General features: G+C 70.6%; 10 protein-coding genes. 7 read left to right on the top strand and 3 right to left on the bottom strand.

Annotation, left to right across the window (positions count from 1 at the left end):
• Positions 1 to 18: 18 nt before the first annotated feature.
• Positions 19 to 1521: a CoA-acylating methylmalonate-semialdehyde dehydrogenase gene (gene mmsA, locus ABTZ91_RS06140; RefSeq protein WP_352075932.1), complete on the top strand. Its 1503-nt coding sequence runs from the start codon at positions 19 to 21 to the stop codon at positions 1519 to 1521.
• 60 nt (positions 1522 to 1581) lie between these two features.
• Positions 1582 to 2196, top strand: coding sequence for a DUF4291 domain-containing protein (locus tag ABTZ91_RS06135; RefSeq protein WP_352075931.1), 615 nt, complete (start codon positions 1582 to 1584; stop codon positions 2194 to 2196).
• A 7-nt stretch (positions 2197 to 2203) separates the two neighbouring features.
• On the opposite strand, the gene ABTZ91_RS06130 is transcribed toward ABTZ91_RS06135, so the two are convergent.
• Entirely contained in the window at positions 2204 to 3382 is a 1179-nt protein-coding gene (locus ABTZ91_RS06130) for a S8 family peptidase (RefSeq protein ID WP_352075930.1), read from the bottom strand.
• 157 nt (positions 3383 to 3539) lie between these two features.
• Positions 3540 to 3974 (bottom strand): GNAT family N-acetyltransferase, encoded by a 435-nt coding sequence (locus ABTZ91_RS06125; RefSeq protein WP_352075929.1) that lies wholly within the window; start codon positions 3972 to 3974, stop codon positions 3540 to 3542.
• Positions 3975 to 4120: 146 nt separating this feature from the next.
• On the opposite strand from ABTZ91_RS06125, the gene ABTZ91_RS06120 reads away from it, so the two are divergent.
• The 5 genes from ABTZ91_RS06120 to ABTZ91_RS06100 all read left to right on the top strand — a co-directional run bounded on the left by ABTZ91_RS06120 (position 4121) and on the right by ABTZ91_RS06100 (position 19577).
• Positions 4121 to 6961 (top strand): alpha/beta fold hydrolase, encoded by a 2841-nt coding sequence (locus ABTZ91_RS06120; protein ID WP_352075928.1) that lies wholly within the window; start codon positions 4121 to 4123, stop codon positions 6959 to 6961.
• The gene (locus ABTZ91_RS06115) at positions 6958 to 7818 is read left to right on the top strand and encodes an ABC transporter permease (RefSeq protein WP_352075927.1); all 861 of its coding nucleotides are present in this window, start codon (positions 6958 to 6960) and stop codon (positions 7816 to 7818) included. Before ABTZ91_RS06120 ends, ABTZ91_RS06115 begins: the two co-directional genes overlap by 4 nt.
• Positions 7819 to 8210: 392 nt before the next feature.
• On the top strand, positions 8211 to 12434 hold the full coding sequence (locus ABTZ91_RS06110; protein WP_352075926.1) for a LamG domain-containing protein: 4224 nt from the start codon (positions 8211 to 8213) through the stop codon (positions 12432 to 12434).
• Positions 12435 to 12599: 165 nt separating this feature from the next.
• Positions 12600 to 18965, top strand: coding sequence for an RHS repeat-associated core domain-containing protein (locus tag ABTZ91_RS06105; RefSeq protein ID WP_352075925.1), 6366 nt, complete (start codon positions 12600 to 12602; stop codon positions 18963 to 18965).
• Between the two features lie 78 nt (positions 18966 to 19043).
• Positions 19044 to 19577: a hypothetical protein gene (locus ABTZ91_RS06100; RefSeq protein ID WP_352075924.1), complete on the top strand. Its 534-nt coding sequence runs from the start codon at positions 19044 to 19046 to the stop codon at positions 19575 to 19577.
• 71 nt (positions 19578 to 19648) lie between these two features.
• Here the strand turns inward: ABTZ91_RS06100 and ABTZ91_RS06095 are convergent, their stop codons facing one another.
• Positions 19649 to 20359, bottom strand: a complete 711-nt coding sequence (locus ABTZ91_RS06095; protein WP_352075923.1) for a DNA-binding response regulator — start codon at positions 20357 to 20359, stop codon at positions 19649 to 19651.
• Between the last annotated feature and the right edge of the window lie 133 nt (positions 20360 to 20492).

Below are 20492 nucleotides of genomic sequence, written 5' to 3'. Positions count from 1 at the left end.
CAGAAGGAGCATGTCGTCATGACGAAGACCGTCAACCACTGGATCGGTGGCAAGACCGTCGAAGGCACGTCGGGCAACTGGGGCCCGGTCACCGACCCGGCCACCGGCGCCGTCACCACCCGGGTCGCGCTCGCCTCCGTCGAGGAGGTCGACGCCGCCGTCGCCGCCGCCAAGGACGCCTTCGCGACCTGGGGCACCTCCTCGCTGGCCCAGCGCACCACGATCCTCTTCCGCTTCCGCGCGCTGCTCGACGCCAACCGCGACGCGATCGCCGAGCTGATCGTCGCCGAGCACGGCAAGGTGCACTCCGACGCGCTCGGCGAGGTCGCCCGCGGCCTGGAGATCGTCGACCTGGCCTGCGGCATCACCACCCAGCTCAAGGGCGAGCTGTCCACCCAGGTGTCCAACCGGGTCGACGTGGCCGCGATCCGCCAGCCGGTGGGCGTGGTGGCCGGCATCACCCCGTTCAACTTCCCGGCGATGGTGCCGATGTGGATGTTCCCGCTCGCCATCGCCTGCGGCAACACCTTCGTCCTGAAGCCGAGCGAGAAGGACCCGTCGCCGTCCCTGAAGATCGCCGAGCTGCTCGCCGAGGCCGGCCTGCCGGACGGCGTCTTCAACGTCGTCCACGGCGACAAGGTGGCCGTGGACCGGCTGCTCGAGCACCCGGACGTCTCCGCCGTCTCCTTCGTCGGCTCCACCCCGATCGCCCGCCACATCCACACCACCGCCTCCGCGAACGGCAAGCGCGTCCAGGCCCTCGGCGGCGCGAAGAACCACATGCTCGTGCTGCCCGACGCCGACCTGGACGCGGCCGCCGACGCGGCGGTCTCGGCGGCGTACGGCTCGGCCGGCGAGCGCTGCATGGCGATCTCCGCGGTCGTCGCGGTCGGCGCGATCGGCGACGAACTGGTGCAGAAGATCCGCGAGCGCGCCGAGAAGATCAAGATCGGCCCCGGCACCGACCCGACCTCCGAGATGGGCCCGCTCATCACGGCCGCCCACCGCGACAAGGTCGCCTCCTACGTGCACGGCGCGGCGGACGAGGGCTGCGAGGTCGTCCTCGACGGCACCGGCTACACCGTCGACGGCCACGAGAACGGCCACTGGATCGGCCTGTCCCTCCTCGACCACGTGCCGACCACGGCCAAGGCGTACCAGGACGAGATCTTCGGCCCGGTGCTGTGCGTGCTGCGCGCCGAGACGTACGAGGAGGGCCTCGCCCTGATCAACGCCTCGCCGTTCGGCAACGGCACCGCCATCTTCACCCGCGACGGCGGCGCGGCCCGCCGCTTCCAGCTGGAGGTCGAGGCGGGCATGGTCGGCGTGAACGTGCCGATCCCGGTGCCGGTGGGCTACCACTCCTTCGGCGGCTGGAAGGACTCGCTCTTCGGCGACCACCACATCTACGGCAACGACGGCGTCCACTTCTACACCCGCGGCAAGGTCGTCACGACCCGCTGGCCGGACCCGTCCGAGGCCCCGGCGGGCGTCGACCTGGGCTTCCCGCGCAACCACTGAGCACCGGACGCCGGTGAATCCGCTGGCCCCCGGGGCGCGCGCCCGCGCATCCTGGGGGCCATGCCCGTACCCCCGAAGTACCAGATCCGCGCCGCCCACACCGACACGACGGTGACCGTCTACCAGGCGTACCGCCCGGAGATCGGCCTCGCGGCCGCCCGCGACGGCCGTTTCCCGGCCGTGTGGAAGCGGGACCGGATGACCTGGATCAAGCCCTCGTTCCTGTGGATGATGTACCGCTGCGGCTGGGGCCTGAAGGAGGGACAGGAGACGGTCCTCGCCGTCGAGATCACCCGTGAGGGCTTCGAGTGGGCGCTGCGCCACGCCTGCCTCTCCCACTACGTCCGGGGTTTCCACGCCGACCGCGCCACCTGGCAGCGCGAGCTGAAGCGGTCCCCGGCCCGGGTGCAGTGGGACCCGGAGCGCGACCTGCACCTGCGCCCGCTGTCGTACCGCTCGCTGCAACTGGGCCTGGCCGGGGAGGCGTCCCGCCGGTACGCGGACGAGTGGACCGTCGGCATCCGCGAGGTGACGCCGCTCGCCCGCGAGATCCACGGCCTGGTACGCGAGGGGCGCCTGCCGGAGGCGGAAGCACTGCTGCCCGAGGAGCGGCCGTACCCGGTGGGGGACGGGCTCCTCGGGCGCGTGGTCGCCGAGGGCGACGCGTCGGCCTAGCGGCCGGCTACCAGCGCGAATACAGGAGCTTGTTCGGGGAGCCGGTCCTCGGGTCCTGGACCTTGCCGGAGGTCGCGTTGGCGACGAGGGCGCTGCTCACCTGGGCCGGGGTGGCCGTCGGGTGGGTGGCGAGGTAGAGGGCCGCGACGCCCGCGGTGTGCGGGGCGGCCATGGAGGTGCCGGAGATGCTGCTGGTCGCCGTGTCGTTGTCCTTCCACGCCGAGGTGATGCCCACGCCCGGGGCGAAGAGGTCCACGCAGGTGCCGTAGTTGGAGAAGGAGGCCCGCTTGTCGGCGGAGTCCGTCGCGCCGACCGTGAGGGCCTCGGGGACGCGGGCGGGGGAGTAGTTGCAGGCGTTCGCGGGCCAGCCGAGGATGTTGCCGTTGCCCGCGGCGACCGCGTAGCTGACGCCCGAGGCGATCGAGCGCTTCACCGCGTCGTCGAGCGAGGTGTTCGCCCCGCCGCCCAAACTCATGTTGGCGACGGCCGGCTTGACCGCGTTGGCCGTCACCCAGTCGACGCCCGCGATGACCCCGGCGGTCGTGCCGGAGCCGGTGCAGTTGAGGACCCGTACCGCCACCAGCTTCACACTCTTGGCGACGCCGTACTTCGCGCCGCCGACCGTGCCCGCGACGTGCGTGCCGTGGCCCTGGCAGTCCTGGCCGTTCTGCCCGTCCCCGACGGTGTCCGTGCCGACCGTCGCCCGCCCGCCGAACTCGGAGTGGGAGGTGCGGATGCCGGTGTCGATGACGTACGCGGTGACGTTCGACGCGGTCGTGTCGTACGTGTACGTCGTCGACAGCGGCAGGTCCCGCTGGTCGACCCGGTCGAGACCCCAGGTCGCGCCGGTCTGCGTGTCGGCGACCCGTACGGTCGCGTTCTGCTCGACGTACGCCACCCGCGGGTCGGCGGCGAGCGCGGCGGCCTTCGCCCGCGACATCGTGGCCGAGAAGCCCTTGAGCGCCGACCGGTACTGGTGCTGCGGCGTCACCCCGAGATCGGCGGCGCGGGTGGAACCGTCCTTGAGGACGACGATCCAGCTGTCGTCGATCGCGAGGGACGCCGGGGCCAGCCGCAGGTCGCCGGCCGGCGTGCCCTGTGCGGTGGGGGAGGCGGCGAACTGGAGGCCGGCGGCGAGCGCGACCACGGGTATGAGCGCGGTGAGGCGGCGGGTGGTGGAGGACATCGGCTGGGGCACCTGAACCTCTCGTCGTGGGGGCACCGGACCGTGCGGCCCGCACGTGGGGCCACGGGCGCGTACGGGCACCGCGTCCCGCGGATGTGCGGGCACGCGATGGTGGCCCACAGCGTCGCGCCTTTGTCATGTGCCGCACAAGACGGCGTCAGTGCGCGTTCACCCCGCCACCCCCGAACTCCCACGTCAGCATCGCGAACGCACCCTCCGCCACCGCCCCCGCCGTCCCATACGTCCGCAGCGCGGCCTCGTTGTCCGGATCCACCCCCACCCACATCCCGTAACAGCCCCGCGCCCGCGCCTCGGCCGCCAGCGCCTCCGTGAGCGCGCGCCCGATCCCCCGCCGCCGGTGCGCCTCGTCCACCGACAGCTCGTACAGACACATCTCCACGCCCTTGTCGGGATGGCGCATCTCGACCCCCGACACGAACCCGGCGGGAAAGCCGTCCGCCGCGTACGCCACCAACAGCACATGCCCCGGCGCCGCGAGGAAGTCCGCGGCCCACTCCTCCCGCGGCGGCGCGTCGTACAGATGCCCCGCCGCCATCAGCTCCGCCACCGTCGTCGCCCTCCGGATCTCCACCTGGGCCTCCCGTTCGTACCGCCGCACCGCCCTGCCGCCGTACCGCGTCTGGTGTACGGGGACCGTACTGCGTACGACCTGAGGAGGCCGCCCGGTTCCGCCCCCGGGCAGCCGAGCCGACCCGCGCCGCCGCCTAGGCTCGACCCATGAAGCTGCGACCTCCCCGCCCGGGCCTCCCACGGTGGGCCGCCCTCGGCGCCGCCCTCGCCGTGCTCGCGGGCGGCGCCGGCACCTGGACCGCCGTCGCCTCCGACGAACCCGCGCCCGTGCGGCGCGCCGACCGGATGCTCGACCTCGACGGGGTACGGATCGACACCTCGTACTTCACCGCGGGCGACGCCGACCGCCGCCGTCCCGCCGTCCTCGTCGGCCACGGCTTCGGCGGCTCCAAGGACGACGTCCGCGCCCAGGCCGAGCAGCTCGCCCGCGACGGCTACGCCGTGCTCACCTGGTCCGCCCGCGGCTTCGGCGCCTCCACCGGGCAGATCGGCCTCAACGACCCGGAACGCGAGGTCAAGGACGTCCGCCGGCTCGTCGACTGGCTCGCCGACCGCCCCGAGGTCCTCCTCGACAAGCCGGGCGACCCGCGCGTCGGCGTCACGGGCGCCTCCTACGGCGGCGCGGTCTCGCTGCTCGCGGCCGGCCACGACCCGCGCGTCGACGCCATCGCCCCGCAGATCACCTACTGGAACCTCGCGGACGCGCTGTTCCCGAACGGGGTCTTCAAGAAGCTGTGGGCGGGCATCTTCTTCTCGGCGGGCGCGGGGGCGGGGGCGGGGGGCCCGGCGGGCGGGACGGACCGGGTGCGCGGGATGGACCGGGAGGGCAGCCTGGCGGACGGGGCGGACCGGGCGGGCGAGACGGGCCCGGCCGGCGGGACGGAGCCGGCGAACGGGACGGGTGCGACGGACCGGACGAGCGGGGCGGGCCCGGCGGGCCCGGCGGAGCCGGCGAACGGGACGGTCCCTGAGAACGGGGACGCCTGCGGTCGCTTCAGCCCCGAGGTCTGCGCCCTCTACCAGCGGGTCGCCGTCTCCGGGAAGCCGGACCCGGCCGCCCGCGCGCTCCTGGAGGCCCGCAGCCCCTCGGCCGTCGGCGCCCGCATCAAGGTGCCCGCGCTGATCGTCCAGGGGCAGTCCGACTCCCTCTTCACCCTCGACCAGGCCGACGCCATGGCGAGGACCATCGCCGCGGGCGGCGCCCCCGTCGCCGTCGACTGGACGTCCGGCGGACACGACGGCGGCGACCGCGAGACGGAGCGCGTCCAGGCCCGTATCACCGCCTGGTTCGACCGCTACCTGGGGCGGGACGCGTCCGTCGACACCGGACCCGCCTTCCGCGTCAGCCGTACCGGAGGCGTCGACTCCACCGACGGCCGGGCCACCCTGCGCGGCGCCACCGCCGACCGCTACCCCGGCCTCGCCGCCGCGCCCGTCTCCGTCCCGCTCGCCGGGCCGCCGAGCTCCTTCGCCAACCCGGCCGGCGCCAGTCCTCCCGCTCTGTCCGCCGTACCCGGCCTCGGCGGCGGGCTCTCCCAGCTGTCCTCCCTCGGCATGGGAGGGCTCTCCCTCGACTTCCCGGGCCAGTTCGCCGCCTTCGACGCCCGGCCGCAGACCCGGCCGATCCGCGTCACCGGCGCCCCGACCGTGCGCGTACGGGTCACCTCCACCGCCGCCGACGGCTCGGCGGTCCTCTTCGCCAAGGTGTACGACGTGGAGCCGGACGGACGGCAGCAGGTGCTGCCCGCCCAACTGGTCACCCCGGTCCGGGTCGAGGGCGCCGCACAGGGCCGCGAGGTCTCGCTGACCCTGCCCGCCGTGGACCACGAGGTGGCCGCCGGGCACCGGCTGCGGCTGGTCCTCGCCGCCACCGACCTCGGCTACGCCTCGCCGGCCGCGCCCGCCACGTACACCGTCGCCGTCCGCGGCCCGCTCACCGTGCCGACCGCGCCGGCCGTCGCCACCCAGGCGGCGGGGCTGCCGTGGTGGGTGTGGGGCCTGCCCGCCGCCGGTCTCGTCGTCGCGGCGGGGCTGCTGCTCACCGCCCGCCGCCGGACGGCCGCCCCGGCCCCCGACCCCGCCCTCGCGGACGTACCGCTCCAGATCACGGGGCTGACGAAGAAGTACAAGGGCGGTGACCGCTACAGCGTCCGCGACCTGTCCTTCCGCGTCGAGCAGGGCCAGGTCCTCGGCCTGCTCGGGCCGAACGGCGCCGGCAAGACGACCACGCTGCGCATGCTGATGGGGCTGATCACCCCGGACGAGGGCGAGATCCGGGTCTTCGGCCAGGCCGTCCGGCCGGGCGCGCCGGTGCTGTCCCGGGTCGGCGCGTTCGTCGAGGGCGCGGGCTTCCTGCCGCATCTGTCGGGCCGGGAGAACCTGGAGCTGTACTGGAAGGCCACCGGCCGCCCCGCCGAGGACGCCCACCTCGACGAGGCGCTGCGGATCGCCAACCTGGGCGGCGCCCTGGAACGCGCCGTCCGCACCTACTCCCAGGGCATGCGACAGCGGCTCGCCCTCGCCCAGGCCATGCTCGGCCTGCCGGACCTGCTGATCCTGGACGAGCCGACGAACGGCCTCGACCCGCCGCAGATCCGGGAGATGCGGGAGGTGATGATCCGTTACGCGGCGGGCGGCCGGACCGTCATCGTCTCCAGCCACCTGCTCGCCGAGGTCGAACAGTCCTGCACCCACCTCGTGGTGATGGACCGGGGCCGCCTCGTCCAGGCCGGCCCGGTCGAGGAGATCACCGGCTCCGGCGACACCCTGCTCGTCACCCTCGGCGGTCCGGTGCCGGACGCGGTGGTGGAGAAGCTCGGTGCCGTACGCGTGGACGGCGGCCTGCTCGTCCGCCTCGACGCGGCCGGAGTCGCCGGGCCCACGGCCCTGATCGGCGAACTCGTCCGCCTCGACGTGCCGGTGACCGGGGTGGGCCCGCACCGCCGCCTGGAGGACGCGTTCCTGACCCTGATCGGAGAGACCGCATGACCGCCGCCACCGCAGCCGCCGCTCCCGGATACGCCCCCGGCCGCACCCTGCCGCTGCGCGTGGAGGCCATGCGGCAGCTCAAGCGCCGCCGCACCCTGGTGATGGGCCTGATCCTGGCCGCCCTGCCCTTCGTCCTGATCGTCGCCTTCGCCATCGGCGGCTCCCCGGACGGCTCGCGGAACGGCCGGATCACCCTCATGGACACGGCCACGGCGTCCGGGGCCAACTTCGCGGCGACCTGCCTCTTCGTCTCGGCGGGCTTCCTCCTGGTCATCCCGGTCGCCCTGTTCTGCGGCGACACGGTCGCCTCGGAGGCCGGCTGGTCCTCCCTGCGCTACCTGCTCGCCTCACCCGTCCCCCGCGCCCGGCTGCTGTGGTCCAAACTCGCGGTCGCCCTCGGATTCAGCGCCGCCGCCATCCTGCTGCTCCCGCTCGTCGCCCTCGCCGCCGGCACGGTCGCCTACGGCTGGGGCCCGCTGCGCCTCCCCACCGGCGGCACCCTCCCGGCGACGGACGCCCTGCCCCGCCTCGCCCTCGTGGTCGCCTTCGTCTTCGTCTCCCAGCTCGTCACCGCCGGCCTCGCCTTCTGGCTCTCCACCCGCACCGACGCCCCCCTCGGCGCGGTCGGCGGCGCCGTCGGCCTCACCATCATCGGCAACGTCCTCGACGCGGTCACCGCCCTCGGCGACTGGCGCGCCTTCCTCCCGGCCCACTGGCAGTTCGCCTGGGCGGACGCCCTCCAGCCCCACCTGGAATGGTCGGGCATGGCCAAGGGCACGGCGATCTCGGTGACGTACGCCCTGGTGTTGTTCGCGCTGGCGTTCCGGGGCTTCGCGCGCAAGGACATCGTGTCCTGATCTCCCACGACTTGACGAAGTCGCACAAGAATCGAACACATGATGTTCACATGCCATTTCCCTTGATCGGCACCCGACTTTGTCTCTAGGTCGACTTTTTCGGGCTCCTGAGCTGGCATTCTGCGTCCGGTTGTGTGCGCGGCGTGAGGAGGGGGGAGGTGAACGGCGGCCGCCTTGTATGTCACCAATCGAAAGAGATTTGCCGGTTCGATTCAAAAGATCACCCCACCTCTCCTCCGACCGCCTGAGTAGCGTCCTCGTCGCGTGCACGAACCGTGTGCACATTCAACGAGGCTGGGGGGCCTATGGGGTGGGGAAGACGTCGCCGCAGAGCGACATACGGGGCCGTCATCACGACGCTGACGGCTGTTATCGCGGGCGGCACGGCAGTCTTGCCGGCCAGCGCGCAGGAGGCCGTCGCCGCACAACAGGCGGACGCCGTCCTGCGGGCGGGCGCCGTCGCCGCCGCGGCGCAGAGCGGCGAGGCACCCAGCGAGGAGCTCGCCAAGGCCGCCGCCAAGAAGAGCGGCCACGCCATTGAGGTCACCAGCCTCCGTGACGAGCGGCGTGATGTTTTCGCGAACGCCGACGGGTCGTTCAGCGCGCGCGAGTACACCCAGCCTGTGCGCACGCAGCGAGGCGAGGACTGGGTGCCCGTCGACGCCACCCTCGTCGACAACGGCGACGGCACCTGGTCTCCGAAAGCCGCGACCGTAGACCTGGAGTTCTCCGGCGGCGGCAACGGACCGTTCGCCCGGATGAGCCGGATCGGCCGAGAGTACGCCCTCACCTGGCCCGGCGGTGCGCTGCCGACGCCGAAGGTCGAGGCCGACACCGCGACCTACGCGGAGGTGCTGCCCGGCGTCGACCTCGTGGTCCGCGCGGGTATCGAGGGCTTCTCGCACTACTTTGTCGTCAAGACGGCCGAGGCCGCTGCCAATCCTGAGTTGGACACCCTGGAACTCGGCCTCTCGACGAAGGGGCTGACCGTCAAGGAGACGCCGGGCGGCGCTGTCCAGGCCGTCGACTCCGCCGTCGGCGGCACCGTCTTCGAATCGGGCAGCGCGTCCATGTGGGACTCGACCGCCCCTGTCCCGCCGGCCCGTGCCGCGGCCGCACAGGACACCGGCCCGAGGGCCGTACACCCGAGGCCCGCCCTCGACGCGGCCGACGGCGGCCGCAAGGCCAGGGTGGGCATCGACGTCGCCAAGGGCAAGCTGACCCTGAAGCCCGACCTGAAACTGCTGCGCGGCAAGAACACCGGTTATCCGGTCGTCATCGACCCGACCCCACGCACCACCGGCACCACCGCCTGGACGGGCGTGATGTCGGGCATGCCGAACGAGCAGGACTGGAAGTACTCCGGCGACGCGGGCGTGGGCCTCTGCCCCGTCGACCAGACACCTGCCTCGTGCTCGGGGATCGGTGTGCGTCGGCTGCTGTTCAGCTTCCCCATGGGCTTCTACAAGGGCAAGCAGATCCTCAGCAGCACCTTCTCCGCCCGCGTGGCGAAGGTCTACTGGAACGACTACCGGGCCGAGCCGATCGACCTGTACCGGGTCGGCGGCGCGAACTACACGGTCACGGAGTCCAGCAACTACTCCAACACCTCCGGCGACTGGACCAACCAGCTGCTGAGGGTCAACCAGAAGATCGTGCCGACCACCTGCGGCAGCCAGGCGAACCTCCACTTCAGCAACGGCGCGGTCCTCACCGACGTCCGCGCGGCGGCCGCCGGGGGCTGGAACACGATGTCCTTCGGCCTGCGCGCCGGTGACGAGACAGCGTACGCGGGATGGAAGCGCATCTGCGGCAACGCCTACCTGTCGATCACCTACAACACGCCGCCGCTTCAGGTCGCCAACGCCACCATGAGCTCGAACCCGGGGGACAGGTGCGTCACCGACCCGGCTCAGGCGCCTTACGTGGACGGCCTGCCGCAGTTGCGCGCCGAGGCCAGGGACCCCGATCACACGGCGACGTCCAGCGACCCGGTGAAGATGCAGTACCAGGTCTTCTACCGCGACGCGGCCAACGTCGAGAAGAGCTACTTCGCGGAGACCGGCTACAAGGCGCCGAACGCGGGCACGCACTTCACCCACCAGGTCACGGCGCCGCCGGCGCCCACGGGCCCGGCCATGTACTACCCGACGACGAAGATGGTCTACCAGCGCTCCACGCCGACCGCGGGTCCCAACACCGCGCAGATCCCGTTTGACGCCACGGGCAGGAAGGTCCTCGTCGGCGACTGGAACGGCGACGGACTCGACACCCTGGGTACCTACGACCCGGCAACGCGGACCTTCGCCCTGCGGGACAATAATGCAGGTCCGGACAAGATCGACTTCGCCTTCGGAAGCGCGGGTGACCTCCCGGTCGTGGGCGACTGGAACGGCGACGGCGTCGACACCGTCGGCGTTTGGCGCCCAAGCAGCCACATGTTCTACCTGAACAACGAGCACACCAATAGCGTCGCGGACGTCTCGTTCGTGTACGGCGCCGACGGCATGACCCCGCTGGTGGGTGACTGGAACGGCGACGGCCTCGACACGGTCGGCATGTACTACGGCGCGATCAGCCGTTTCTACATCCGCAATTTCAACAGCGCCGGTGGTAACAGCTACGAGATCCACTACGGCAGCGTCGGCGACCAGCCGGTCGTGGGTGACTGGAACGGCGACGGCACGGACAGCACGGGTGTCTGGCGGCCGTCCAGCCACATCTACTACCTGAACAACGAGCATGCCAACAACGTCGCGGACGTCTCCTTCGTGTATGGCGCCGACGGCATGACCGCGCTGGCCGGCAAGTGGGTGTCCGGTATCCCAGAGAACACCACGATCTCCTGGCAGGCCCGCGCCTTCGACGGGGATGCCTGGGGGCCCTGGAGCTCCGCCAACGGTGCCGGCCGCTGTGTCGTACGGCGCGACTCAACCATCCCGGCCAGGCCGATCGTCACGGGCACGCCGTACAAGGACGACAACCAGTGGCGCGACGGCATCGGCGGCATGGGAGTGTTCAGGATCGCTCCCGCCGACAAGGACGTGGCCAGCTTCCGCTACAGCTTTGACGGCGCCCCGCCCACGACGCGCGTCGCCCTCAGCGGCCTGATGCTGACGTGGACCCCGACCTGGGCAGGACGCCACACCCTGTGGGTCGAATCCGTCGACGGTGCCGGGCACACGAGCGCGCGAACGACGTACAGCTTCCTGGTCGCGAGCGGGCGGATCGCCCAGTGGAGCCTCGCCGACCCCGAAGGCAGCACGGAGGCTCTCGACGAGGTGGGCAGCTCTCCTGCCCACCCCGGTACGGGCGTGACCTTCCAGGTGGCCGGCAGGGGCGGCATGTCCGACCCGGTGGCGCGCTTCGACGGTACGTCCCTCGCTTACCTCACCACCGCCGACGAGCAGGCTCCGGCGGAGGACGCCTCCGTCGTCGACACGACGCTGGGCTTCTCGGTGAGTGCCTGGGTCAAGCCGGCGGCCCTCGACCGTGACATGACGGTTCTCAGCCAGGACGGCACCGACCAGGCCGGCTTCGTGCTCGGCTACGACGCCGCCACGAAGTCCTGGGCCTTCTCCGCGCCCGACGCGGACGGCACGGCAAACACCCGCTACGCGGCCCGGGTCGACGCCGACGCCGCGGCCGTCGACAAGTGGGTCCATCTGACGGGTGTGTTCGACACCAAGTCCACCGCCGTGCCGCAGCTCCGGTTGTACGTGGACGACGGTGACCCGGCGACTCCGACGGCCACCGCGACGGCCGAGCGGAGCACCTCATGGGCGGCGACGGGTGCCTTCCAGATCGGCCGGGCGAAGATTGACGGTACCTACGGTGCCCCCTTCGCGGGTGACATGTCCCAGGTGCGGGTCTACAACCGACCCGTGACCACCGGTGAGATCGCCGAATTCCAGACGGTCCGGCCGGCCCGCAAGGCGTATTGGGACTTCGAGACCGACGCCGTGGACGGCAAGGTGCCGAACACCGAGACCACGGGCGCCCCGTTGGCTCTGTACGACGAGGCGAAGATATACCGCAGGCTCGCTCATCGCGACCCGGTGGCTCTCTCCGGCAACGGCCACATGGTTCTTGACGGCGTCAACGACCACGCGTACACCAGCGCGCCGGTCGTGGGCGGCGACAAGAGCTTCACGGTGGCGGCTCGTGTGCGGCTGACGAACGTCGACTCCACCACGACCCAGACGATCCTGTCCCTCCCGGGGCAGAACACCGACCGGCTTGCGGTCCGCTACGACGGTGCGACCAAGCGCTTCAAGCTCACACTGACCGCCGGAGACAGCGCTACGGCCAAGACAACGGAGCTGGCGAACGCTGACGCCCTGCCCTCCGCGACGGGCAGCGGCAACCACCTGGCGGTCGTCTACGACGCGGTGACGCGGAACCTGCGGCTCTACGTGGACGGCGGTGAGCCGGTTCAGGTCACCGTTGAGGACCCGGCCGGGTGGGCCTCCACCGGCGGGCTCCAGGTGGGTCGCTCGGGGAAGGCCGGCCAGTACCTGTCCGGCGCCGTGGACGAGGTGCGGGCCTACGCCGGTGCGCTGTCTCCGACCGTGATCTCGATGCTGAACAACGTGACGCCCGAACCGAATCTCTAGTTCGGTCGGCCTGGCCGGGCGGCTCTCCTCGGAGGTCGCCCGGCCGGTTCGGCGTTCGGCGCCACCACTTTTTCCTTCTTCCTTCCGACCTCTCATCGGAGTCTCGTCATGCCCCTAAGCGGTCGACCGCTGGGCGCGCGCATGCCAAGAAGCGCGTTGTCCGGCATGGTCCTCGTCCTGACGCTGGCCCTCTCGGGCGGCGTCGCCCAAGCAGTCACACCCCAGGCGGAGGCCGCCGGCCTCCCGGGGATCTCCAAGAACCCTCACCCCGTAGAGGGCAAGCACGCCGGGAAGGCCAAGCCCCTGCCCGCGGACGCCGCCAGGAAGGCCGCAGTCAAGACCTTGGGCAAGGTCTCCTGGCCTGCTCGGGCCAGTGCCGAAGTCACGTTGTCCGCCGCCTCCGGCTGGGCGAAGGCCGCCGACGGCCGTACGGTGAAGGCCCCCGCCCAGCAGGCGGCCAAGACCCGCATCGGCGGACTGCCCGTCACCGTCGCACCCACGACTACGAAGAACCGCGCGGCCGCGGCGCAGGACACACCGCCGGCCACCGCTCCCGCCAAGGTGAGGATCACCTCTCTCGGTCGGGACAAGGCGGCCCCCTGGGGCGGAGCCGCCCTTCTCACCGTCGCGCGCGCCGACACCGGAACCAGCGCCGCACCGGTGCGGTTGTCCCTCGATTACTCCGCCTTCGCCGACGGTGCCGGCGGCGCCTACGGGTCCCGGCTCACCCTGGTCCAGCTGCCCGCCTGCGTCCTGACGGCGGCACCCGGCAGCAAGGACTGTACGGCCACCCCGAAGACCCTCGCCGCCGTCAACGACACCCAAACCCGCACGGTCAGCGCCGATGTCACCGCCACCTCGGCGAACGCCCCCGCGACCGCCGTGTACGCGCTGACGCCCACGGCCTCCTCCGCGAAGGGCAACTACAAGGCCACGCAGCTCGCACCCTCCGCCAGCTGGTCGGTCAACAACTCCTCGGGCGGCTTCTCCTGGTCGTATCCGCTGCGCACCGTGCCGACCCCCGGTGACATCGCGCCCAACATCGAGCTCGGCTACTCGTCCCAGTCCGCCGACGGCCGCACCGCCGCCACCAACAACCAGGGCTCCTGGATCGGTGAGGGATTCGGCTACGAGCCGGACTACATCGAGCGCTCCTACAAACCCTGCTCCGACGACGGCCACACCGGATCCGGCGAGCAGTGCTGGGCGTACGACAACGCCACCGTCATGCTCAACGGCCAGTCGTCCACGCTCGTCAAGAGCGACAAGGACGGCAGCTGGCACTTCGCCAACGACAACGGCGCCAAGATCCAGAAGCTGAACGGTTCGACCTACGCCACCGGCAACGGCGACAACGACGGCGAGTACTGGAAGATCACCACGACGGACGGTACGGAGTACTACTTCGGCCTGAACCGGCTCCCCGGCTGGACGACGGGCAAGGAGGAGACCCAGTCCACCTGGACGGCACCCGTCTTCGGTGACGACTCGGGCGAGCCCTGCTACAACGCCACCTTCGCGAGCGCCCACTGCAAGCAGGCCTGGCGATGGAACCTCGACTACGTCAAGGACCGGCACGGCGACGTCAGGTCGTACTTCTACACGCCGGAGACCAACCACTACGCCCTGAACGGCAAGACGGACGTCAACGGCACCGCGTACCACCGCGCCGGCTTCGTCAAGCGCATCGACTACGGTCAGCGCGACAACGCCGTCTATTCCACCAAGGCTCCGGCGCGCGTCGTCTTCACCACCGTCGAGCGCTGCCTTCCGGACGCGACGTTCGACTGCGCCCCGGCCAAGTTCACGACGGCCAACGCGGCACGATGGCCCGATACCCCGGTCGACCGGCACTGCGCCGCCAACACCAAGTGCACCCTGGCACAGAGCACCCAAACCTTCTGGACGACCAAGCGGCTCACCGGAATCACCACCCAGATGAGCACCAGCGCGGTCGCCGGCGAGTACGACGACATCGACGCCTGGACGTTCACCCACCTCTTCACGGACAACGGTGACGCCACCAAGTCCCTCTGGCTGTCCAAGATCGACCACGAGGGCCGGGCCGGCAGCGGCTCCGCCTCGCTGCCGTCCGTGACGTTCGGTGGCGAGCCCAAGATGAACCGGGTCGACAGCGACACCGACAACACCGACCCGTTCTACCGCTTCCGCCTCACCACCGTGACCAGCGAGACCGGCGCGCAGCTCGACATCACTTACGCGCCCCGCGAGTGCACGCCGACCACGCTGCCGCAGCCCGGGTCCTCGACCAAGCGCTGCTACCCGGTCATCTGGACCCCGCCGGGCGCGGCCGACGCCCAGACGGACTGGTTCCACAAGTACGTCGTCGAGCAGATCACCGACACCGACCGCACGGGCCGCAGCGACGACCTCGTCACCCGCTACGCCTACGCGGGCCCCGCCGGCTGGCGGTACGCCGAGCCCAACGGCATCACCGACCCGAAATACCTGACCTGGAGCCAGTGGCAGGGCTACGGAAAGGTCACCGTCACCGGTGGCAACGGCCAGACCATGAGGTCCCGCACCGACTACACCTATCTCCAGGGCCTCGACGGCGACAAGCTCCCCGGGACCACCACGAGCACCCGTATCGAGAAGGTGAAGGACTCCACCGGCGTCGAGTACACCGGCAGCAAGGAGTTCACCGGCGTCGAGATCGAGGAGCAGGCCTACGACCTGGCCGTCGGCGGCAAGGCGGTCTCCAAGACGATCACCGAGCCGTGGAAGACGGAGACCGCGACCCAGACGAAGACCTGGGCCACGACCAAGGCCACCGTCGTCGCTCCGGGCGCGACCCGCGTCTACCACCTGCAGTCCGACAACACCTGGACCCAGACCAAGTCCGTACCGACCTACGACACCACCGTCCCCGGCACCCGCCTGAAGCACACCGACGACTTCGGCGACGTCACGACCGCCGATGACGACAAGTGCGTCCGGCCCGCGTACGCCGACGTCCCGGCCCAGCACGTCTACGACCAGGTCTCCCGCAAGGAGACCGTCACCGTCCACTGCGGCGTCACCCCGGACCGCAGGACGCAGGTCATCAGTGACGAGAAGACGACGTACAACACCGCCGGTGACGTCATCAAGAGCGAGCGGTTGACCGCCCACGACGGGACCACTCCGACCTACCAGGTCACCAGCACCACCGAGGTCGACGGCTTCGGCCGTCCGACGCTGGTCAAGGACGCGGACCTCAAGCCGACCAGGACCACTTACACCGACACCAACGGCCTGCTGACCCGGACCACGGTCACCAACGCGCTGGGCCACGTCACCGTCACCGACTACGCCCCCGCCTGGGGCGCGGCCAGCGGCGTCACCGACCCCAACAAGAAGCGCACCGACCTGGCGTACGACGCGCTCGGCCGGCTCACCTCGGTCTGGCACGCCAACCGGGCCAAGACCTCCACCCCGAGCGTCAAGTACTCCTACAACGTCCGCCGTGACAAGCCGGTCGCGGTCAAGACGGAAACTCTGCGGAACGACGGATCGTACGAGGCCGCTTACCAGCTCTACGACAGCCTGCTGCGTCCACGGCAGACGCAGAGCCCGGGCGCCGACGGCACCAGCCTCGTCAGCGACACCTGGTACGACGGCACGGGGAAGACGAAGAAGACCAACGCCACCTACAACGCGGCGCAGGCACCGTCGGACGAGCTGATCCTCGTCGCCGACGGGCTGACCGGTTCACAGACCCGCTACGAGTACGACGGCCTCGGCCGGACCACCGCGGAGATCTCCCTCATCGCCGGCGTCGAGCAGTGGCGCACGACCACCGCCTACGACGGCACCGCGGTGCACGTCGACCCGCCGGTCGGCGGTGTACCCACGACGACCATCAACGACATCCACGGGCGGGTCAAGGAGCTTCGCCACTACCGCACCGCGTCCCCGGAGCCGGTCGGCCCCGGCACCCAGTACGACACCATCAGGTACACGTACACCAAGCGCGGCCAGCTGGAGACCTTCACCGACTCCCAGAACAACACCTGGCGCTACGGCTACGACCAGCTCGGCCGCAAGACCTCCGTCCAGGACCCGGACGCGGGCACCACGACCACCGAGTACGACAACCTCGACCGGCCCAAGTGGAGCCTGGACGCACGCGAGAAGAAGATCTCCATCACCTATGACGCCCTCGGCCGCGAGACCGGCACCTGGGAGGGTGACGCGGGGACCGGCACAAGACTGACCGAGAACCTGTACGACAACACGGGCTACCTGGGCCAGCCCTGGGCTTCCATCCGGTACGTCAACGGCGTCGAGGCCTACTCCACCTACGTCCAGACCCGTGACGCGCTCTACCGGCCCGAGCGGACCGACTACTACGTCGCCGCAGGCGTCGACAGCAAGCTCCAGGGGACGTACTCCTTCACCACCATGTACGGCCTCGACGGCAACGTCACCAGCACGGCCATGCCGGCAGCGGGCAAGCTGCCTGTCGAGACGTTCGCCTACACGTACGACGAGCTGAACCGCCCCGACACCATGGCGAGTGCGACGTCCGGCTACGTCAAGGACACGCTGTACACGCCCACCGGGCAGCTCAAGGGTTTGCTCCTGTCGAACGGCAACGGCCGCACGGTCCAGCAGTCCTTCGCGTACGAGAAGGGCACCGACCGGCTGATCGGCTCGACCATCGACATCGAGGGCGTCACCGGCCCGGCGAAGGCCACCGCCTACTCCTACGACCAGTCCGGCAACGTCCTGTCCATCACGGATACCGCCGAGGCCGTCGCCGACGTGCAGTGCTTCGCCTACGACGCGGGGCAGCGCCTCACCGAGGCGTGGACCCCGGCTGCCACCGGCGACGCGGCGACCGGCTCCGGCACGGTCGGCGGCACGCAGGACGGCAAGGCCCCCGCGGCCTGTGCCGCTGCGCCCGGCACCAACCCGCTCGGCGGCCCGGCCTCGTACTGGAAGTCCTACGTCACCGACTCCATCGGTAACCGGACGAAGGACGTCACGCACGACCCGGGTCTCGACGCGACGAAGGACACCACCCGCACCTTCACCTACGGTGAGGGCACCGCGGGCCCGCACGCCGTCACCAAGGTCGACGAGACCGGCCCCGCCGGTCCGCGTACGTCCACCTACCACTACGACCCGAGCGGCAACACCGACACCCGCACCTTCGGCACGGCCACCCAGAAGGTGGCGTGGAACTCCGAGGGCAAGCCGGAAACGATCAACGAACCGGACGGCCGGCAGTCCACGTTCCTCTACGACGCCGACGGCAACCGTGCCGTCCGCAAGGACGCCTCGGGGACCACGCTCTACCTCCCCGGTATGGAGTTGAAGCTGCCGACCGGCGGCACCGCCGTCGAGGCCACCCGCTACTACTCCTTCGCCGGCCAGACGATTGCCGTCCGCCAGGACAGCGGCGACCTCTACTTCCAGGGCGCCGACCACCAGGGCACCGGCCTCGTCGTCATCGCCGCCGCGACCGGCCTCGTCACCCGCCGCCGCCTTGACCCCTACGGCAACGCCCGCAGCGCGTCGACCGGCACGTGGCCGACCGACCAGGGCTTCGTCGGCGGCACCATCGACACCCAGTCGGGCCTGACCCACGTCGGCGCCCGTGAGTACGACCCGTCTCTGGGCAAGTTCATCTCGGTCGACCCGATCATGGACCCCCAGGACCCGGCCCAGATGAACGCCTACAGCTACGCCCACAACTCTCCGGTCACCAAGTCCGACCCGACGGGCCTCCGCCCGGACGGCCCGGTGGGCGGCAACGGCGTCGCGGACTACTACTGGGCCAAGGAACGGGGCATGACGACCGGCTACTACACCAAGAAGAACGGCTCCTACGACTGGCATCAGACGGCCCGCACGGACGCGGACTCCCAGCGCAAGTACAGGGCGTACCGGGCGAACCCGCGGCATTACAAGGTCTACCACTACGACGCGAAGCAGGTGGAGGCGGCGAGGAAGGCCGCGGACAAGCGCGCGACGGAGCGGCGGGCCGCGGAGGCGGCGCGGAAGAGCCAGGCGGAGGACAAAGGGTGGTTCCATGACACCTTCGCCACCTGGGACGGGTGGAAGAACCGGGTGCTTCCGGTTGTCGGCTTCGGTATATGTGTGATCGCTTCAGCCGGTGCCTGCATCGCTGCTGGTGCTGTCATCGCGGTTGGCAAGTTCGGAGTGGACTACGCACTCACCGGTGAAGCGGATGTTGCTGCCCTTGGGAAGGACTTGGCCTGGACTGCCGTTGGAGGAGGCGTAGCCGCCGGGGTAGGACGGTCGGTTGGCGGTGCGGCGACATGGGCTGAAGCGTACGGCGCCAACGCCATTTCGAGAGTCCCACAGGCAATCAAGACGAAGGTCCCTGGAGTGCGCGGGGTCGGCGGCAGCCCGAAGTCATGGACGACGGTAAACAATCCGAAGGGGGCCATCGATTGGGGCGCAACCTACGGAAACATGGGGCTCAACGCCGCTTTCAATACCGCCTTCTGCGGTGCGAGTAACGCAAGTCTCGGATCCTATGCCGGAGGTTGCTAGGGTCGTGTGACAGCGGTGGTCATGAGGCAGTGGACTTCGTGGCCGCCTGCAACGCCGAACGATGGGGGTGCAATGGGCGTGGAACGCCCCGTAACTCTGCAACGAAAATCCTTCCGGATTCTCTCGCTCGTCATTCCTTCCGTCATTCTTCTCTTCATTCTGTGGGTAGCGCTCGGATCCAAACGGGAGATCGATGGTGATGCACTTGCGGTGATGGCAGCCGGCTTCGCCTTGATTTCCTTGGTGCGACGCATCTGGTGTTCCCGGGTCGTCATGACCTCGAATGGGATTCAAGTTGTCAATCCACTGATTACCCATTCCATCCCGGTAGGAGTTGCTGCTCGTGCTGAGCGAACGCAGGGTGGAACATTGGTCATCGTGACCACCAGTGGCGAGGAAGTCAGGTCGGTGGGCTTCGGCGGCTCGCTGATCGACAGCTTCGTTGGATCTGCCGAGCGCGGCGCCCAACGTGTCGAAGCACACATTCGATCAGGAAGACGTTCCTCGAAGATCGACGTGTTGTCCAAGCGCATCACGACGGATGTGGTTTCCGATGTCTGCCTTCTCGCATCCTTTGTCTGCGCGGTGACGGCAGCGGCCGTCGGCGTGTGACGACAAGATGAAAGGGATCGGCTTAACGGAGTGGGATGCGCACCCGCTCAGGTCGGGCTGCTTCTGACCCCTCACACCCACCCCCTCCGAGCCGCTTCCGCCCCCGCGCGGAAGCGGCTCGTCGCGCCCAGGGCCGCCATCAGTTCGCCCACCCGGCGGCTGTAGGTGCGCGGGGACATGCCCAGGCGGGCGGCGGCGGTTTCGTCGGTGAGGCCGGCGAGGAGGGCTTCGAGGACCGGGCGGAGTTGTGGGGGGAGGTCGGGGGAGGGGGCCGTGAGGCCCGCGAGCTCCTGGCTGGTGTCCCAGGCGGCGTGATGGGCGCGGACCAGGGCCTGGACCACGACCGGGTCGCGGATGAGGAGGAGGCCGTTGTAGTGGAGCTGGAGGTCGAGGGGGACCGCCGCGACCGCGCGGTCGACCAGGATCATCTTGAAGGGGATGGACTCGGCGACCCGCGCCCGCCCCGGCACCCGCACCGCGTCCGCCACATACGGCACGGCGTGGCGCGGCACGATACGGCGCACCTCGCCCGCCCGCTCCGCCGCCGCCCGCATGCACGCTCCTGCCAGCTCCAGGAACGGCTCGGGGATCGCACGCGCCACGGAGGCGGCCGGATCGTCGAAGGTCAACAGCTCATGCCGGGCCGAGGCGGCGAGCCCCGCGAGCGCGGCGCTGACCCGGCGCGTGCCCCGCACGGGGCGCCCGGGAGGACGCTGAAGCTCCGGCCCGGCCCGGCCCATCGCCGAACGGGCCAGCATCACGGAGCCCGCAGTCTCTGCCACCGGTGACCACCCCCGCCCGAACGATGTGCCACTCCATGTACGCACGTGACTCCGCACGGTGACAACCCCTGTTGACAAGGATGGCGAGTCCCTGCCACTACGGCATGCCACCGCCGCCGTTGCCGCATTGAGA

Source organism: Streptomyces sp. NPDC126499, assembly GCF_040302485.1.
Lineage (GTDB): Bacteria > Actinomycetota > Actinomycetes > Streptomycetales > Streptomycetaceae > Streptomyces.
The sequence above is the reverse complement of the archived record's forward strand: the minus strand, read 5'-3'. Positions and strand labels throughout refer to the sequence as shown.